The 16,903-nt window shown below is 65.4% G+C and carries 16 protein-coding genes; 13 read left to right on the forward strand and 3 right to left on the reverse strand.

Annotated features, from left to right (window positions below; genetic code table 11):
- Nucleotides 1-191: 191 nt before the first annotated feature.
- From BM118_RS27170 to BM118_RS27180, 3 genes are all read right to left on the reverse strand, one after another.
- On the reverse strand, nt 192-1,586 hold the full coding sequence (locus BM118_RS27170; RefSeq protein WP_092189063.1) for a M20/M25/M40 family metallo-hydrolase: 1,395 nt from the start codon (nt 1,584-1,586) through the stop codon (nt 192-194).
- A 53-nt stretch (nt 1,587-1,639) separates the two neighbouring features.
- A complete protein-coding gene (locus tag BM118_RS27175; protein WP_092189065.1) occupies nt 1,640-2,968 on the reverse strand; it encodes a glycosyltransferase family 87 protein in 1,329 nt (442 codons plus the stop codon).
- Between the two features lie 132 nt (nt 2,969-3,100).
- Nucleotides 3,101-4,720, reverse strand: a complete 1,620-nt coding sequence (locus BM118_RS27180) for a helicase HerA-like domain-containing protein (RefSeq protein WP_092189067.1) — start codon at nt 4,718-4,720, stop codon at nt 3,101-3,103.
- Nucleotides 4,721-5,070: 350 nt separating this feature from the next.
- Between BM118_RS27180 and BM118_RS27185 the strand changes: the two genes are divergently transcribed.
- The 13 genes from BM118_RS27185 to BM118_RS27245 all read left to right on the forward strand — a co-directional run bounded on the left by BM118_RS27185 (nt 5,071) and on the right by BM118_RS27245 (nt 16,857).
- A complete protein-coding gene (locus tag BM118_RS27185; protein WP_092189069.1) occupies nt 5,071-5,436 on the forward strand; it encodes a hypothetical protein in 366 nt (121 codons plus the stop codon).
- Between the two features lie 24 nt (nt 5,437-5,460).
- Entirely contained in the window at nt 5,461-5,868 is a 408-nt protein-coding gene (locus BM118_RS27190; RefSeq protein ID WP_027544157.1) for a DUF4332 domain-containing protein, read from the forward strand.
- 236 nt (nt 5,869-6,104) lie between these two features.
- A complete protein-coding gene (folP, locus tag BM118_RS27195) occupies nt 6,105-6,965 on the forward strand; it encodes a dihydropteroate synthase (RefSeq protein ID WP_092189071.1) in 861 nt (286 codons plus the stop codon).
- On the forward strand, nt 6,962-7,330 hold the full coding sequence (folB, locus tag BM118_RS27200; protein ID WP_027544155.1) for a dihydroneopterin aldolase: 369 nt from the start codon (nt 6,962-6,964) through the stop codon (nt 7,328-7,330). The genes folP and folB overlap by 4 nt, the downstream gene beginning before the upstream one ends.
- On the forward strand, nt 7,330-7,821 hold the full coding sequence (folK, locus tag BM118_RS27205) for a 2-amino-4-hydroxy-6-hydroxymethyldihydropteridine diphosphokinase (RefSeq protein ID WP_092189073.1): 492 nt from the start codon (nt 7,330-7,332) through the stop codon (nt 7,819-7,821). The genes folB and folK overlap by 1 nt, the downstream gene beginning before the upstream one ends.
- 81 nt (nt 7,822-7,902) lie before the next feature.
- The gene (locus tag BM118_RS27210) at nt 7,903-9,774 is read left to right on the forward strand and encodes a methylmalonyl-CoA mutase family protein (protein ID WP_092189075.1); all 1,872 of its coding nucleotides are present in this window, start codon (nt 7,903-7,905) and stop codon (nt 9,772-9,774) included.
- Entirely contained in the window at nt 9,771-10,235 is a 465-nt protein-coding gene (locus BM118_RS27215; protein ID WP_092189077.1) for a GFA family protein, read from the forward strand. Before BM118_RS27210 ends, BM118_RS27215 begins: the two co-directional genes overlap by 4 nt.
- A 23-nt stretch (nt 10,236-10,258) precedes the next feature.
- Nucleotides 10,259-12,415, forward strand: coding sequence for a methylmalonyl-CoA mutase (scpA, locus tag BM118_RS27220; RefSeq protein ID WP_092189177.1), 2,157 nt, complete (start codon nt 10,259-10,261; stop codon nt 12,413-12,415).
- A gap of 37 nt (nt 12,416-12,452) precedes the next feature.
- Nucleotides 12,453-12,749: a nucleotidyltransferase family protein gene (locus BM118_RS27225; RefSeq protein WP_092189079.1), complete on the forward strand. Its 297-nt coding sequence runs from the start codon at nt 12,453-12,455 to the stop codon at nt 12,747-12,749.
- A 31-nt stretch (nt 12,750-12,780) separates the two neighbouring features.
- Complete coding sequence (locus BM118_RS27230; protein WP_092189179.1) at nt 12,781-13,554, forward strand: RsiV family protein; 774 nt, start codon at nt 12,781-12,783, stop codon at nt 13,552-13,554.
- Between the two features lie 131 nt (nt 13,555-13,685).
- A complete protein-coding gene (locus tag BM118_RS27235) occupies nt 13,686-14,678 on the forward strand; it encodes a tripartite tricarboxylate transporter substrate binding protein (RefSeq protein WP_092189081.1) in 993 nt (330 codons plus the stop codon).
- Nucleotides 14,679-14,850: 172 nt separating this feature from the next.
- Nucleotides 14,851-15,342: a tripartite tricarboxylate transporter TctB family protein gene (locus BM118_RS27240; protein WP_092189083.1), complete on the forward strand. Its 492-nt coding sequence runs from the start codon at nt 14,851-14,853 to the stop codon at nt 15,340-15,342.
- A 3-nt stretch (nt 15,343-15,345) separates the two neighbouring features.
- Nucleotides 15,346-16,857 carry a tripartite tricarboxylate transporter permease gene (locus tag BM118_RS27245; RefSeq protein WP_092189085.1) on the forward strand — a complete coding sequence of 504 codons (1,512 nt, stop codon included), beginning with the start codon at nt 15,346-15,348 and terminating at the stop codon, nt 16,855-16,857.
- Nucleotides 16,858-16,903: the final 46 nt, after the last annotated feature.

Consider the following 16,903-nt stretch of genomic DNA (forward strand, 5'->3'; position numbering starts at 1 on the left):
GGATTTCGTGTAGGATAGTTCTCAACTACCTCTGCACGTCTTGGAATGAAACGCCGCCCAATTCCGGGCGGCGTTTTTATTTGGCCCCGCTGTCATTGCGAGGAGCTCTTGCGACGAAGCAATCCAGACTGCTTTCGCGGAGGGATTCTGGATTGCTTCGCTTCGCTCGCAATGACGAGGATAGAACGCCCCTATTTCACCTCCGCCAGCGCGGCAAGGATGCGGGCCCAGGAGCGGATGCCCTTCTGGAAGCTGCGGAGGTCGTACTTCTCGTTCGGCGAGTGGATGTTGTCGTCGTCCAAACCAAAGCCGACCAGCAGCGAGTCGAGCCCCAGCGTGCGCTTGAAGTCGGCGACGATCGGGATCGAGGCGCCCGAGCCCATCAGCACGGTCTCCTTGCCCCATTCCTCGGTCAGCGCCTTGCTGGCGGCGGCGAGCGGCTTCATGTTCCAGTCGAGCGCGACCGCGGGCGCGGCGGAATGGTCGCCGAACTCGACCTTGCAGTCGCCCGGAAGCCGTGCCGTCACGTAGTCGCGGAACGCCTTGCGGATTTTTGCGGGGTCCTGTCCCTCGACCAAACGGAACGAGACCTTTGCGGAGGCATGCGACGGGATCACCGTCTTGGAGCCTTCGCCGATATAGCCGCCCCAGATGCCGTTGACGTCGCAGGTCGGACGCGAGGAGGCCTGCTCGATCAACAGCCGCCCCTTCTCGCCGGCCGGGATCGACAGGCCGATCGGCTTGAGGAACATCTCCGGCGTGAGATTGAGCTTCTTCCACTGCTCCAGGATATCGGGCGGCAGATCCTTCACCCCGTCATAGAAGCCGGGAATGGTGATGCGGTTGTCGTCGTCGAACAGCCCGCCGAGAATTTTCGTGAGCACCCGGATCGGATTCATCGCGCTGCCGCCGAACACGCCGGAATGCAAATCGCGATTGGCGGCGGTGATCTTCAGCTCCTCATAGAGCAGGCCGCGCAGCGACGTCGTGATCGCCGGAGTGTTGCGGTCCCACATGCCGGTGTCGCAGACAAGCACGTAATCGGCCTTGAACTCGTCCTTGTTGGCCTCGATGAAGGGCACGAAATTCTTCGAGCCGACCTCCTCCTCGCCTTCGATCAGGAAGGTGACGTCGATCGGCAGCGAGCCCGTCACCTTCTTCCAGGCGCGGCAGGCCTCGACGAAGGTCATCACCTGGCCCTTGTCGTCCTCGGCGCCGCGCGCGACGATGATCTTGCGGCCGTCGGCATGATCGGTGACGACAGGCTCGAACGGCGGGCGATGCCAGAGGTCGAGCGGATCGACCGGCTGCACGTCGTAATGGCCGTAGAAGATCACATGCGGCCGTCCGCCCGCTCCGGTCTTGCCGACGATGGCGGGATGGCCGGCGGTCGGCCTAACTTCGGTGGCGACGCCGAGGCTCGCGATGTCCTTGGCGAGATGCTCGGCCGCGGCCTTGCAGTCGTTGGCAAAGGCCGGATCCGCCGAGATCGACTTGATCCGCAACAGCGAGAACAGGCGCTCGAGGCTGTTGTCAAAATCCTTGTCGATGTGGTCGAGCACGGATTGAAGCTGCGCATTGGCCATGGTCGGATTCCTGACTTATGAGTCTCAAGATGGCTTCTCAAGAGGTCTTGGTTTCAAGAGGTCTTGGGTTTTAGCCCTGCCGCGACGCCGGAGCCAGCCACAACCGGTGGATGCCGGATGTGCCATGCGAGGCTCCCCGCGAGGACGGCGGTGGCGAGGAGGTTATTGCCCCAGGCCTGGAAGACGTTGGGAAACCACGGCAGCGCCAGCAGCATGAGCAAGCCGGCCGCGCCGAGGGCAAGCCAGGTTCCCAGCCGCACATTCGCCCGCTCGTCGAAGGCGGCGCGATGCATCAGCACCGTCATCGGGAAGAACAGCCACATGAAGTAGTATTGCCGCGCCAGGGGCGATGCCACCGTCATCAGGCAGAACAGGATGCCGAGCTCCTCGGCATCCGAGCGCGCCGTTCGCCGCGCTTGCCGCGGCATCACCGCGACGAAGCCGAGCCCGAGCAACACGGACACAGCGAGCACGATCCAGTTCGCCGTCCTGTAATCGACGTCGATGATATTCATCGTGCGCGGCGGCTTGCTGGGATCCTCCAGATTGTAGTTGATCGGCCGGACCAGGCGGTGCGTGACGGCAATGATGGATTGGTTGACCCACGACCAGTTCTGCTCGTCGCGCTGGCCAAAGCCCTTTTCCGAGCTCGCCCCGACCATGCCCTGATACCAGGTCGCAAGCTCGGCCGCGTTGCGTTCGAAGCCGCGAATGGGCGCCGGCACGGCGTAGAGAAGGATGCCGGTAAAGGCGACGGTTGCGACGACAGCCGCCCACTTCCGCCGCCAGACCAGATAGGGCAGCACCGCGATCGGAAACACCTTGATGGCGGTCGCGAGCGCGAACATGAAGCCTGCGAGCCAGGCGCGCTGATGTTGCAGGCTCCAGAACCCGTAGAGCATCATCGCCAGCAGCACGAGGTTGGGCTGGCCAAGATCGAACATGTCGAACACGAAGGTCACGGTGACGAAAACCGGCAGTGCCTCCAGCCACGGACCGGCCCTGCGACCCGAGCCGGTCATGACATCGGAGAACGTCCCGGTGCACCACCACGCCAGCGCATTCAGGACCGACAGCACGATGTAGAGCGGGATCTTGCCGAACCAGCTCGGAATCGCGAGCAGGATCGCGGGCAGCGGCGGATAGATGAACTCGAAATACCCACCGGCGTTGGCGGGATAGAGCGCCCCCCCGTTCAGAACCTGCTGCCCGGCCCAGTACCACAGCCCATAGTCCTTGGTCTTGCCCTTGCCGAACAGCTCGGGACCGAGGACGTCCGCGGCCAGGATGAAGCAACAGAGCAGAAAGAGAATATCCAGCGGCGCACGAAGCGACAGGCGTCTCGGCGCATCAGGTTTGGGTAACAAGTCGGTTGAGGTCACAATTCGGTCCAGTCCGGAAGTCGGGTAGGACGTAGCAGACCGAAGGACGCTTGGAGAACCCCCTCACCGGAAATTGTCCCGCAGCAAGGCGGGCCGCGCCGGCGCGCGGATGCCTCCAATCGGGCTTTCTGCCTACCTGCGCAGCAGCCCGCCGAGCGCGCCGCGGACCAAGGTGCGGCCGATCGAGCCGCCGAGCTGGCCGCCGACCGACTTGCCGAGATTGGCGGCCATCCCTCCGATCACCTGGTTGGTCACCGATCGCGTCACGTCGCGCGCAATGACCTGGCCGGCCGACAGGCGGCCGCGCTTGACATTGGTGCCGAAGATGGTGCCGACGATCGAGCCGATCTGGCCGAGGATGCCGCCGCCTCCGCCCGCCGGAGCATCCGCGGTCGCCGCGGTGCCGGCGATGCGCTTCTGGATCATCTCATAGGCGGACTCTTCATCAACGGCGGTGTCGTATTTGCCCTTCACCGGGCTCGCATCCATGATCGCCTTGCGCTCTTCCGGCGTGATCGATCCGATCCGGGCCGATGGCGGCCGGATCATCACCCGCTCGACCATCGCCGGCGTGCCGTTGCCTTCGAGGAAGGACACCAGCGCCTCGCCCTTGCCGAGCTCCGTGATCACCTTGACGGTGTCGAGCTTCGGGTTGGGCCGGAAGGTCTGGGCCGCGGCAGCGACCGCCTTCTGGTCGCGCGGAGTGAAGGCGCGCAGCGCGTGCTGCACCCGGTTGCCGAGCTGCCCGAGCACGCGGTCGGGCACGTCGATCGGGTTCTGCGTCACGAAATAGACGCCGACGCCCTTCGAGCGGATCAGGCGGACCACCTGCTCGATCTTGTCCATCAGCGCCTTGGGCGCGTCGTTGAACAACAGATGCGCCTCGTCGAAGAAGAACACCAGCTTCGGCTTCGGCAGGTCGCCGGCCTCGGGCAACTCCTCGAACAGCTCGGACAGCATCCACAACAGGAATGTCGCGTAAAGCCGAGGGCTCTGGAGCAGCTTGTCGGCGACCAGGATGTTGACCATGCCGCGGCCGTCGCGGTCGGTCTTCATGAAATCCTTCAGCGTCAGCGCCGGCTCGCCGAAGAACTTGGTGGCGCCCTGGTTCTCCAGCACCAGCAGCTGACGCTGGATGGTGCCGACGGTGGCCTTGGTGACGTTGCCGAACCCCTGGGCGGCCTTGCGGATGTCGGCAAGCGGATCCTCGGCGGCGTCCGTCCCCTTCTTGCTGCTGTCGGGAACGATGGCATCGAGCAGCGCCCGCAGATCCTTCATGTCGATCAGGACAAGGCCGTTGTCGTCGGCGACGCGGAAGGCGACGTTGAGCACACCCTCCTGCACGTCGTTGAGGTCGAGCATGCGCGCGAGCAGAAGCGGCCCCATCTCGGTGACGGTCGCCCGCACCGGGTGGCCCTGCTCACCGAACACGTCCCAGAACACCGTCGAGAACTGGTCGGGCTGGAACGTCAGCCCCATCGCGGTGGCGCGCTTGACGATGAAGTCCGCGGGCACGCCGACCTCGGAGATGCCGGAGAGGTCGCCCTTGATGTCGGCCGCGAAGACCGGAACACCGGCGCGCGCAAATCCCTCTGCCATGACTTGCAGCGACACCGTCTTGCCGGTTCCAGTTGCACCGGTGACGAGGCCGTGGCGATTGGCGAGCGCCAGCGTCAGCCATGCCTGCTCGTCTCCCTTGCCGACGAAGATCTTGTCGTCGGTGTCGCCGAGCTTGCTGTCCTGTGCGGTCATTATTTTCTCTGATCCGTCTGCCGGGTTTCGCGTATTGAAACTCAAATGCCAGTTCCGTAGTTTACCGCATGTCGCACGCCGATTGAAACCGTTCAAACACGATCTGATCTTGCGACATGGTCGGAAACCAGGTGGACGACATCGGCCGAAAGTCGGAACGGCGCGTTCGCACCGCGGTAATTTACTGCTGATTTCATCTCCGCTCTTGCATCGCTGCAACACCTTTCGCGCGTTCTAAGGTGAATCGCATGTTCGCCTCCGTTCATAGCTTGTATTTCACACCACACCGGCTCAAGATCATTTTTCGAAAGTAATACTCCGGCATGCAAACCGGTTGAGGGGCGGGTCTTATGGACGAGCTGATCGGGCGGCTGGCGACAAACGCCAGCATAGATAGTGCTGTCGCTGAAAAGACCGTCGGCATTATCCTGGGCTTCCTCCGCAGCGAGGGCCCTTCCGAGAACGTCGAAGCCCTGATCAATCATATTCCCGGCGCGGAAGCGGCGATCGAGGCGTCCAGCAGCGGCGGCGGACTGTCGCGGCTGATGGGCGGCGGCCTGATGGCCGTCGGCACGCGCCTGATGGGCCTGGGACTTGGCATGTCCGAGATTCAGAACATTGCCCGTGAACTTTTTCGCTTCGGCCGAGACAAAATCGGAGCGGATCAGATGGGCAAGATCATCGCAGGGACGCCAGGCCTCAGCCAATTTGCCTGAGCTACGCTTTTCATATCGAGTATCATGACATATCCGATCTCCGAGATTGAGGGCCTGCCTGCCTTTGCCGCCAACAAGTTGAAGGCGCAGGGAATCCGCACCACCGACGCGCTGCTCGAGGCGGCCTCGACCGTGAAGGGCCGCAAGGCGCTGTCCGCCAAGACCGGCATCAGCGAGCAGCAGCTCTTGGAATGGGCCAACGTCTCCGACTACATGCGCATTCCTGGGATGGGCCGGGCCAAGGTCGGCCTGGTCCGCGCCGCCGGCGTCACCACCGTGCGCGAGCTCGCCTATCGGAATCCGGCAAGGCTCGCCCAGAGCATGCGCGAAGCCAACGAGAAGAAGAAGCTCGTCCGCATCCTGCCCTCGGAAAAGTCGGTCGGCGACATCATCGCCAAGGCCAAGAAGCTGCCACCGAAGATCACGTATTAGCGCAGGCTCTCTGCACTTCATTCGCTCCCTCCCCGTCATCCTGAGGTGCGAGGCATGGGACGCGAAGCGTCTCATGGTAAGCCTCGAAGGATGGACGGCCACGCTGCGAGAGCCGGGCCGTCGCCCTTCGAGGGCCGCTGAAGTAGCGGCCACCTCAGGGTGACGGTGATAGAGCGGCGCGCGATGCCCCCAATCCCGTCTTGACTCCCCCTCCCCGACCGCGCAAATCCACGCGCATGAATGCCTTGCCATCCTCTTCCGTCCCGCCGGCCGGCTCGGCCGGGCGTGACGTGCTGCGGACGCTGCTGGAACGGCCTCTCCCGGCGGTGATGGGCGTGCTCAACATCACCCCGGATTCCTTCTCCGACGGCGGCGAATTCATCGCGCCCGACCAGGCGCTCGAGCGGGCGCGGGCGATGATCGCCGATGGCGTCGACATCATCGACATCGGCGCGGAGTCCACCCGGCCCTACAAGGGCGCCAAGCCAGTCACGGCCGAGGACGAGCTCGCCCGGCTGAGGCCGGTGCTGGCAAGCGTGGTTGCGCTCGGCGTGCCGGTCTCGATCGACAGCATGAAGGCGGAGGTGGTGGCCTTCGCGCTCGACCAGGGCGCGGCGATCGCCAACGACGTCTGGGGCCTGCAACGCGATGCCGCCATGGCGCCGCTGGTGGCCGCGAGAGATGTCCCCGTCATCGTCATGCATAACCGCGACAGCGTGGATTCCGCCATCGACATCATCGCCGACATGAAGGCGTTCTTCCTGCGCTCGCTGGACATCGCCGCCAAGGCCGGCATCGCACGTGACAAGATCGTGCTCGATCCCGGCATCGGCTTCGGCAAGACCGCCGAGCAGAGCATGACCGCGCTGGCACGTCTGCGCGAATTCGACATGTTCGGCCTGCCGGTCCTGGTTGGCGCCTCGCGCAAGCGCTTCATCACGTCGGTGTCGCCGTCGGAGCCGAAGGAAAGACTCGCCGGCTCGATCGCCGCGCATCTCATCGCCGCCCAGCGCGGCGCCAGGATCATCCGGACCCATGACGTCGCCGAGACCTTGCAGGCCCTGCGGGTGGCGCACGCAATCGAGAGCAAGCAATGACCGATACGATCTTCGTGACCGGCCTGTCGATCCATGCTCGCCACGGCGTGATGGATCACGAAACCGAAGTCGGCCAGCGTTTCGTGATTGATCTCGAACTCTATACCGACCTGTCGGAGCCCTCGCGCACCGATCGGCTCGCCGACACGGTGTCCTATGCCGAGGTCGTGGCGACCACGACGGCGGCGTTCAAGAACACCAATTACAAGCTGCTGGAACGCGCGGCCGGCGCGGTCGCCGACGCCATCCTGTCGCACTTCCCGCGCATCCGCGCCGTGAAGATCACCGTGCACAAACCGCATGCGCCGATCGCCGCGATCTTCGACGACGTCGGCATCATGCTGACGCGCTCGCGGCATCCCTGATGGCAAGCGTTCTGATCGCACTCGGCGGCAATGTCGGCGATGTCCGCGCGACGTTCCGGAAGGCGATCGCCCACATCTGCGGCATGGCGCAGGCCGCGCTGATCGCACGCTCCTCGGACTATGCAACCCCGCCCTGGGGCGATGAGGCGCAGGATCCCTTCGTCAATGCCTGCATCGAGATCGAGACCAGCCTCGATCCGCACGCGCTGCTGTTCGTGCTGCAGAAGGTCGAGCAGAGATTTGGCCGCACCCGGACCAAGGAGCGGCGCTGGGGGCCGCGCACGCTCGATCTCGACATGATCGCCTATGACGATGTCAGCTTGCAGAAGCCCGATCTGACCTTGCCGCATCCGCGCCTGTTCGAGCGCGCCTTCGTGCTGGTGCCGCTGGCCGAGATCGCGCCCGACCGCGTGATCTCAGGCATTCGCGTGCGTGACGGGCTTTCCAGCGTCTCGACGCAAGGCATTGAGCGGCTTCCGGATACCGGTTAACCAAAAACAACCGTTTGCAGGGACGCTCCGCCGTGGCAATTTCGCCTGCGAATAACAAGATTTTCGGGAGCCCCTCGCCGCATGACCTCCGTGACTGACGACCTGCCGCTGGCGGCGGATTTTCCCAAGGCCACGGTCGAAGACTGGCGCAAGCTGGTCGACGGCGTGCTCAAGGGCGCGCCGTTCGAGAAGCTGGTCGGCAAGACCTATGACGGCCTCAAGATCGATCCGCTCTATCCGCGCGCCAGCGGCGTTGCGCCCGTGGCCGGACGGGCTGCGGCCGCGCCGTGGCAGATTGTGCAGCGGATCGACCATCCCGACGCGGCGGCCGCGAACGCGCAGGCCCTGCAGGATCTGGAGAATGGCGCGACGGGGCTGGCGCTGGTGTTCGCCGGTGGCAACGGTGCTCACGGCTTTGGCCTGGAACCTTCGGCGGATGCGGTCGCAAAGGTCTTGAAGGACATTCATCTCGATGCCGGCATCGGCATCGAGCTTCAGATCGGTCCGCAATCGCGGATGGCCGCGATCCATGTCGCGGAATATGTGAAGAGCAACGGCCTCGATCCCGCGGCCTGTAACATCCGCTTCGGACTCGATCCGCTCGCGGCCGGCGCGGTGTGGGGCCACAGCCCCTATACCTGGGAGGAGATCGCTCCCGCCGTCACCGGCGCCATCAAGGGTCTCGCCGCGCTCGGCTTCAAGGGGCCGTTTGCGTCCGCCGACGGCCGCGTGATTCACGATGCCGGCGGCTCCGAGGTGCAGGAGCTCGCCTTCGTGCTCGCCTGCGGCGTCGCCTATTTGCGCGCGATCGAAGGCGCGGGCATTGCGCTGGAACAGGCCCAGGGCATGGTCTATGCGCGGCTTGCCGCGGACGCCGACCAGTTCCTGACCATGGCGAAATTCCGCGCGCTGCGGCTGCTGTGGGCGCGCATCGAGACGGCGTGCGGGCTGACGCCGAAGCCGTTGTTCGTTGCCGCCGACACCGCCTGGCGCATGCTGACGCAGCGCGATCCCTATGTGAACATGCTGCGCGCGACCATGGCGACGTTCGCGGCGGGGCTCGCCGGCGCCAACGCGATCACGGTGCTGCCGCACACGCTGGCGCTCGGGCTGCCCGATCCGTTCGCGCGGCGCGTGGCGCGCAACACGCAGCTTCTACTGCTGGAAGAGAGCAACCTCGCCAAGGTCAGCGATCCCGCCGCGGGCGCAGGCGGCATCGAGACGCTGACGGCGCAGCTGTGCGAGGCGGCCTGGGCGCTGTTCCAGGAAAGCGAGAAAGCCGGCGGCGCCTTTGCCGCGCTTCAGCAGGGCCTGTTCCAGAGCAAGGTGGCAGCCGCGCGCAAAGCGCGCGACGCCAACATCGCAAAGCGCCGCGACGTGCTGACCGGCGCGAGCGAGTTTCCGAACCTGCACGAGAGCGAGACGGCGGTGCTGAAAGCGACGCCGGTCGCGCTCGCCCCTTACGGCGAGCCAAAATACAAGTTCGACGCGCTGCCGCCGATCCGGCTTGCGGAACCGTTCGAGGCCTTGCGCGACAAGTCGGATGCGGCATTGAAGGCGCGCGGGGCGCGGCCAAAAGTGTTCCTGGCCAATCTCGGCACGCCCGCCGATTTCACGGCGCGCGCGACCTTTGCCAAGAGCTTCTTCGAGGCCGGCGGCATCCAGGCCGTCGACAGCGAGGGTTTTGCCGATCCGGCCAAGCTGGCGGCTGCATTCAAGGCCTCCGGCGCCGAGCTTGCCTGCCTTTGTTCCAGCGACAAGGTCTATGCGGAACACGCCGAAGCCGCGGCAAAGGCCCTGCAAACCGTAGGCAGCAGACATATCTATCTTGCAGGCCGCCCGACCGAGGCCGAGGCGGTGCTGCGGGCCGCCGGCGTCACGGGCTTCGTCTTCGCCGGGGGCGATGCGCTTGCCACGCTGCAAGACGCGTATCGACGGATGGAGCAGGCATGACCGAGCCAGGCAAACCAGTTCTCACCGGCGGCTGCCAATGCGGCGCTGTGCGCTTTGCGGTCTCGGCCGCGCCGGCGAAGATCAGCATCTGTCATTGCCGGATGTGCCAGAAGGCGACCGGTGCGCCGTTCGCCTCCTATGCCGATATCGAGAAGGCTGATTTCGCCTGGACCAAGGGCATACCCTCTGCGTTCCGCTCCTCGTCCATCGCGATGCGCGATTTCTGCTCCGCCTGCGGCACGCCGCTGAGCTTCCGCCGCATCGACGGCCCGCGCATCGAGATCATGACCGGTACGTTCGATCGTCCGGATCACGTGGTGCCGACACGGCAGTATGGAACCGAATCCCGCCTCGGCTGGGTGGTCGGCATCGCCAATCTTCCGAGCCAGACCACGCAGCAGAATTACGGACCGGAGAAGATGGCGACCATCGTCAGCCATCAGCATCCGGATCATGATTGAGCGTCTATGATATGGTCGAAACCATGAGCCGCATTCCCAATTTCGCAGACGTCGCCTTCGAGCGCATCGCCACCGCCGCGCCAGCCGGCAGCGCCGAGCCGTGGCTGACGCCCGAGGGCATTTTGGTGAAATCAGCCTATGGCGAGGCCGATCTCGCCGGGCTCGATTTCCTCGAGACCTATCCGGGCATCGCGCCCTACCTGCGCGGCCCCTACCCGACCATGTATGTCAACCAGCCCTGGACCGTCAGGCAATATGCCGGCTTCTCCACGGCCGAGGATTCCAACGCGTTCTACCGCCGCAACCTGGCTGCCGGACAGAAGGGCCTCTCGGTCGCCTTCGATCTCGCCACCCATCGCGGCTATGACAGCGATCATCCGCGCGTCGGCGGCGACGTCGGCATGGCCGGCGTAGCGATCGATTCCATCTACGACATGCGCACGCTGTTTGCGGGCATCCCGCTCGACCAGATGAGCGTGTCCATGACCATGAACGGCGCGGTGCTGCCGATCCTCGCGCTGTTCGTCGCCGCCGCGGGCGAACAGGGCGTGCCGCCGGAGAAGCTCTCAGGGACCATTCAGAACGACATTCTGAAAGAGTTCATGGTGCGCAACACCTATATCTATCCGCCTGCGCCCTCGATGCGGATCATCTCCGACATCTTTGCGTACACCTCGCAAAAGATGCCGAAATACAATTCGATCTCGATCTCCGGCTATCACATGCAGGAGGCCGGCGCGACGCAGGATCTCGAGCTCGCCTATACGCTCGCCGACGGCGTCGAATATTTGCGCGCCGGCCTTGCCGCTGGCCTCGACGTCGACCGCTTCGCGCCGCGGCTGTCGTTCTTCTGGGCGATCGGCATGAACTTCTTCATGGAAGTCGCCAAGATGCGCGCCGCGCGCCTGTTGTGGGCGAAGCTGCTGAAGCCGTTCAATCCTAGGGATCCGCGCTCGCTCTCGCTGCGCACGCATTGCCAGACCTCGGGCTGGTCGCTGACGGCGCAGGACGTCTTCAACAACGTGATGCGCACGACGGTGGAGGCGATGGCGGCCACCCAAGGCCACACCCAGTCGCTGCACACCAACGCGCTCGACGAGGCGCTGGCGCTGCCGACCGACTTCTCGGCCCGCATCGCCCGCAACACCCAGCTCTTCCTCCAGCAGGAGAGCGGCACCACCCGCATCATCGATCCCTGGGGCGGCTCGTACTATGTCGAGCGGCTGACGCGCGACCTCGCGGCGAAAGCCTGGAGCCATATCCAGGAGGTCGAGGAGCTCGGCGGCATGGCCAAGGCTATCGAGGCCGGCGTGCCCAAGCTGCGCATCGAGGAGGCTTCCGCGAAGACGCAGGCCCGTATCGATGCCGGCAAGCAGGCGGTGATCGGCGTCAACAAGTACAAGCCGACGGACGAAGCCCCGATCGATATCCTCAAGGTCGACAACACCAATGTCCGCCGGCTCCAGATCGACAAGCTGACGCGGCTGAAGTCCGAGCGCAACCAGAAGGACGTCGATGCCGCGCTCGCCGCGCTGACGCGCTCGGCCGGCGAAGGCAACGGCAACCTGCTCGCGCTCGCCATTGACGCGGCGCGGGCGAAGGCGACCGTCGGCGAAATTTCGGACGCGATGGAGAAGGTGTTCGGCCGGCACCGCGCCGAGATCAAGTCCATCACCGGCGTCTACAAGCGGGAGGCGTCCAGCATGGGTAACCGGGTCGAGAAGGTTCAGGCGCTGATCGACGCCTTCGAGGAGGCGGAGGGCCGCCGCCCGCGCATCCTGGTCGCCAAGATCGGCCAGGACGGCCACGACCGCGGCCAGAAGGTGATCGCCTCGGCGTTCGCCGATATCGGCTTCGACGTCGACATCGGGCCGCTGTTCGCCACCGCCGACGAAGCCGCGCGACAGGCCGTCGAGAACGACGTCCACATCCTCGGCGTCTCCTCCCTCGCCGCCGCCCATCTCACCGCCGTGCCTGAACTCAAGGCCGCGCTGAAGAAGCAGGGCCGCGACGACATCATGATCATCGTCGGCGGCGTGGTGCCGCCGCAGGATTACGATGCGCTCTACGCGGCCGGTGCGGAGGCGATCTTCCCGCCCGGCACGGTGATCGCGGACGCCGCGGAGGAGCTGATCCGCAAGCTGAACGCCCGGCTCGGGCATAGCGAGGCGGCGGAGTAGATGGTACGCTGGCCGTATCACCGGCCGGGCTGTCTCCATGACACGTGACGAGGTCATCGCTGCGATACGCAAGAACGCTGACGCCATCAAAGCCAAGGGCGTGTCGAAGCTCGCCATCCTCGGCTCGCGTGCCGGCGACGACTATCGCCCGGACAGTGACATCGATGTCCTGGTCGAGGTCGAACCGGAGGCCACCTTCTCGCTGCTCAACCTGATCGACGTCGAGCAGATCATCGAGGACGCGACCGGCTTGCAGGCGCAGGCGACTGTCCGGCGCTCCGCCTCCCCCCACTCTGCGCAGCAGATCGCAGACGACATCCTCGAAATATTCTGACGCTCACGTAAGGAGCACTCCCTTGAAGTTCATGATCGGTTTGAGCGTCGCCATGGCGCTTAGCGCAACCTGCGCGATCTCGGCCCTCGCCGCGGACCCAAAGCCCGACGCCGTCGTCAAGACCAAGAGCATCGAGGCGCGCGTCTTCCTCGACGACAAGATCAAGGCGGATGCAACGCTTGAAGCGGATTGCCTGGCCGAAGGCAGGAAGTGGCTCGACAAGAACGCAGCCGAGGCCGCCGCCGCGCGCAAAGAAGATCCGCAGTTCTTCAAGGACGGCGGCTGGGACTTCGAGCGCAAATATTCGCTGCGCTCCGTGGTCGGCGACCGCTATGTCAGCCTCCTGCGCAACGACTACATGGACACCCACGGCGCCCATCCCAACTCGGACGTGAACACGATCCTGTGGGACAAGACCGAGCACAAGCGCATCTCGATCCGCCCGTTCTTCACCGAGACCGCCGATGGCGGCCCGACGATGAAGGCGATGGTGAAGGCCGTGATCGCCTCGCTCAAGGCCGAGAAGAAGAAGCGCGACACCAGCGAGACCGCGACCGACGAGTGGTTCAAGGGCGTGGAGCCGAACCTACTCAAGATCGGCGCCGTGACGCTCGCCCCGTCGACCGAAGCAGGCCGGAGTTCCGGTCTCACCTTCCATTATCCGCCCTATGCGGTCGGTCCTTACGCCGAGGGCGAATATGTCGCCTTCGTGCCGTGGGACACGGTGAAGCCTTACCTCACCGCGGAAGGCGCGCGCATCTTCGGCGGCGCGCGACCGAAGGGCGATGCGGAAGAGCCGCAATGATCATCGTTTGAGCCGCGGCACATTGCTCACAGCGCCTTGGTAGCGCTACCTTGCAGCGGCGCTGCAAAGCCGACTAGAATGCCGTCATTGACAAGAGCGCCCGGTGTTACGGGCGCCGCTGGGAGGCATTCATGTCCAAGATTACGCGCCGCGCTTTTGCGGCTTCATCCGCCGCGGTTGCGGCATCCGCCGCATTCGGCCTCGCACCCGCCCGCGCCCAAGCCTATCCGGCGCGGCCCGTCACCGTGATCGTGCCCTGGGGCGCCGGTGGCGGCACCGACGCGACTGCGCGCATTGTCGCAGCCCTTCTGGAAAAGGACCTCGGCCAGCCCTTCAACGTGGTCAACCGGACCGGCGGCTCCGGCGTCGTCGGCCATACCGCGATCGCAACTGCCCAGCCCGACGGCTACACCATCGGCATGCTCACGGTCGAGATCTCGATGATGCACTGGCAGGGACTGACCGAGCTGACGCCGAAGAGCTACACCCCGCTGGCGCTGATGAACGAGGACCCGCCCGGCATCCAGGTCTCTTCCTCCTCGCCCTACAAGACGGTCAAGGAGCTCGCCGAGGCGATCAAGGCCGCGCCGCCCGGCAAGTTCAAGGCCTCGGGCACCGGCCAGGGCGGCATCTGGCATCTGGCGCTGGTCGGCTGGATGCAGGCGATGGGCCTGCCCGCCAACCAGGTCGCCTGGGTGCCGTCGAACGGCGCCGCTCCGGCGATGCAGGATCTCGCCGCCGGCGGCCTCGACCTCACCACCTGTTCGGTGCCGGAAGCGCGCGCCATCATCGAGGCCGGCAAGGCCAGGAGCCTCGCCATCATGGCGCCGGCGCGCAACCCGATCTTCCCGGACGTGCCGACGCTGAAGGAGGCGATGGGCATCGAATACGCGACCGGCGCCTGGCGCGGCATCGGCGCGCCCAAGAACCTGCCCCCGGAGCTCGCAACGAAGCTCACCGCGGCGCTGAAGAAGGTCTACGACTCCGCCGAGTTCAAGGACTTCATGAGCAATCGCGGCTTCGGCACGGTGTGGGGCGATGCCGCCCAGTTCGCAGGCTTCATGGACAAGGGCGACGCCCAGATGGGCGAAGCGATGAAGGCCGCGGGCCTGAGCAAGGCGTGATCTTTCACCTCTCCCCGCGTGCGGGGAGAGGTCCAATTCGAGCTCCGCTCGAATTCGGGTGAGGGGGAGTCTCCGCGAATCCAACTCTCACCTTCGCCGCGGAGAGCCCCCTCACCCCAACCCTCTCCCCGCAAGCGGGGCAAGGGAGAATGCCTCGCATAGGATTCTCGTCATGCGTCTTCCCGACTCCGTCACGGGATCGTTTCTGGTCGTGCTCGGCGCGGCCGCCGCTTATGGCGGCTACATCCTGCCGCCGGTGCCGGGGCAGCCGGTCGGCCCCAATGTGTTTCCGCTCGTGATCGGCACGGGGCTTGCGCTGTGCGGGCTCGCGATCGTGTTCGGCATCGGGCATTCCTTCGAGGAGGAGGAAGAGCTGATCCCGCTGAAGGACGGCCAGGCAGCAAGCCCGCCGCCGCAGGGCAAGCTCTACGGCCTGCGTGCGCTGCTGCCGCCGGCGCTTTTGCTGTTCTACGTTGTCACCGCCGACCGGCTCGGCTTCATCGTCACCGCGGCGATCATGGTCTACGTCACCTCGACCGCGCTCGGCGCGAAGTGGAAGCTGGCGCTGCCACTCGCCGCGCTCTCGCCTTTCGCCATCCACCTCATCTTCGGCAAGCTGCTGCGCGTGCCGCTTCCTGCCGGCCTGCTGCCGACGCCCTGGTGATCCATGCTGAAAACCCTGATTGAAGCGTTCGCGCTGATCTCCACCTGGGAGGTGATCATCGCGATGTTCGCAGCCTCCGTGTACGGCCTCGTCATCGGCTCGCTGCCGGGCCTGTCGGCGACGATGGCGACCGCCCTGCTCGTCCCCGTGACCTTCTATCTGTCGCCGATCGCCGCGATCGCGACCATCGTGGCGGCGTCCTCGATGGCGATCTTCTCCGGCGACATTCCCGGCGCATTGCTGCGCATTCCCGGAACGCCCGCGTCGGCCGCCTATGCGGACGAGGCCTATGCCATGACGCGCAAGGGCCAGGCCGAGCTCGCGCTCGGGGCCGGCGTCTGGTTCTCCGCGGTCGGCGGCATCGCCGGCGTGCTGTCACTGATGATCCTGGCGCCGCCGCTCGCCGAGGTCGCGCTGTCGTTCTCGACCTTCGAATATTTCTGGCTGGCGCTGCTCGGCCTGATGTGCGCCACCCTGGTCGCACGCTCCTCGCCGGTGAAGGCGATCGCCGGCATGTTCCTCGGCCTGCTCGTCTCCTGCATCGGAATCGAGAATCCCGGCGGCGTGCCGCGCTTCACCTTCGGCATCACCGACCTGTTCGGCGGCATCGAGCCGATCCCGGCGCTGGTCGGCGTGTTCGCGGTGGCGCAGGTGATGCGCGCGATGCTGACGCCGGAACCACCTCCACTGCCGCGTCGAAAATTCGGAAGCATCATGGCCGGCCAGTGGAAGCTGACCAGGAAATACCATTGGCAGATGACGCGCGGGAACATCGTCGGCATCATCATCGGCGTGCTGCCTGGCGCCGGCGCCGACATGGCCGCCTGGGTCAGCTACGCGATGTCCAAGCGCTTCTCCAAGGAGCCGGAGAAATTCGGCACCGGCCATGTCGAGGGCCTGGTCGAGGCCGGCGCCAGCAACAACGCCAGCATCGCCTCGGGCTGGGTGCCCTCGCTGCTGTTCGGCATCCCCGGCGACACCATCGCCGCGATCGCGATCGGCGTGCTCTACATGAAGGGGCTCAATCCGGGGCCGACGCTGTTCACCGAGAAGGCGTCGAGCATGTACGCGATCTACCTGATGTTCATCATCGCGAACATCCTGATGATCCCGCTCGGCATCGCCATGATCCGGATCGCCGCCTACATCCTGCTGGCACCGCGCTCCGCCATCATGCCGATCATCATGCTGTGCTGCGCGGTCGGCTCGTTCGCGATCGGCAACAACATGTTCGGCGTCGTCACCGTCGCCGCCTTCGGCGTGATCGGCTACGTGATGGAGGCGAACGGCTATCCCGTCGCCGCGATGGTGCTCGGCATCGTCATGGGCACCATGGTCGAGCAGGCCTTTGTCACCTCGCTGATCAAGTCCGACGGCAGCATCCTGCCGTTCTTCGAACGCCCGGTCGCCGCCATCCTCGCGGCCATGGCGATCGGCGCACTGCTGTGGCCGGTGATGGTGTGGGTCTGGCGCAAGGTGAAACCGGTGCAGGCGGTGGCAGCAACATCCCGGTGATAGCGGGCGGGCGGCCCTCGCCTGCCCCGCCGGGGCGTTGTAAAGC

The sequence above is a fragment of the Bradyrhizobium sp. cf659 genome, assembly GCF_900113725.1.
GTDB lineage: Bacteria > Pseudomonadota > Alphaproteobacteria > Rhizobiales > Xanthobacteraceae > Bradyrhizobium.

What these genes read in the sequence shown, in the direction of transcription:
- BM118_RS27170 (WP_092189063.1), bottom strand. Translation starts at nt 1,586, where the DNA reads ATGGCCAATGCGCAGCTTCAATCCGTGCTCGACCACATCGACAAGGAT.
- BM118_RS27180 (WP_092189067.1), bottom strand. Translation starts at nt 4,720, where the DNA reads ATGACCGCACAGGACAGCAAGCTCGGCGACACCGACGACAAGATCTTC.
- BM118_RS27185 (WP_092189069.1), top strand. Translation starts at nt 5,071, where the DNA reads ATGGACGAGCTGATCGGGCGGCTGGCGACAAACGCCAGCATAGATAGT.
- BM118_RS27190 (WP_027544157.1), top strand. Translation starts at nt 5,461, where the DNA reads ATGACATATCCGATCTCCGAGATTGAGGGCCTGCCTGCCTTTGCCGCC.
- folP (WP_092189071.1), top strand. Translation starts at nt 6,105, where the DNA reads ATGAATGCCTTGCCATCCTCTTCCGTCCCGCCGGCCGGCTCGGCCGGG.
- folB (WP_027544155.1), top strand. Translation starts at nt 6,962, where the DNA reads ATGACCGATACGATCTTCGTGACCGGCCTGTCGATCCATGCTCGCCAC.
- folK (WP_092189073.1), top strand. Translation starts at nt 7,330, where the DNA reads ATGGCAAGCGTTCTGATCGCACTCGGCGGCAATGTCGGCGATGTCCGC.
- BM118_RS27210 (WP_092189075.1), top strand. Translation starts at nt 7,903, where the DNA reads ATGACCTCCGTGACTGACGACCTGCCGCTGGCGGCGGATTTTCCCAAG.
- BM118_RS27215 (WP_092189077.1), top strand. Translation starts at nt 9,771, where the DNA reads ATGACCGAGCCAGGCAAACCAGTTCTCACCGGCGGCTGCCAATGCGGC.
- scpA (WP_092189177.1), top strand. Translation starts at nt 10,259, where the DNA reads ATGAGCCGCATTCCCAATTTCGCAGACGTCGCCTTCGAGCGCATCGCC.
- BM118_RS27225 (WP_092189079.1), top strand. Translation starts at nt 12,453, where the DNA reads ATGACACGTGACGAGGTCATCGCTGCGATACGCAAGAACGCTGACGCC.
- BM118_RS27230 (WP_092189179.1), top strand. Translation starts at nt 12,781, where the DNA reads ATGATCGGTTTGAGCGTCGCCATGGCGCTTAGCGCAACCTGCGCGATC.
- BM118_RS27235 (WP_092189081.1), top strand. Translation starts at nt 13,686, where the DNA reads ATGTCCAAGATTACGCGCCGCGCTTTTGCGGCTTCATCCGCCGCGGTT.
- BM118_RS27240 (WP_092189083.1), top strand. Translation starts at nt 14,851, where the DNA reads ATGCGTCTTCCCGACTCCGTCACGGGATCGTTTCTGGTCGTGCTCGGC.
- BM118_RS27245 (WP_092189085.1), top strand. Translation starts at nt 15,346, where the DNA reads ATGCTGAAAACCCTGATTGAAGCGTTCGCGCTGATCTCCACCTGGGAG.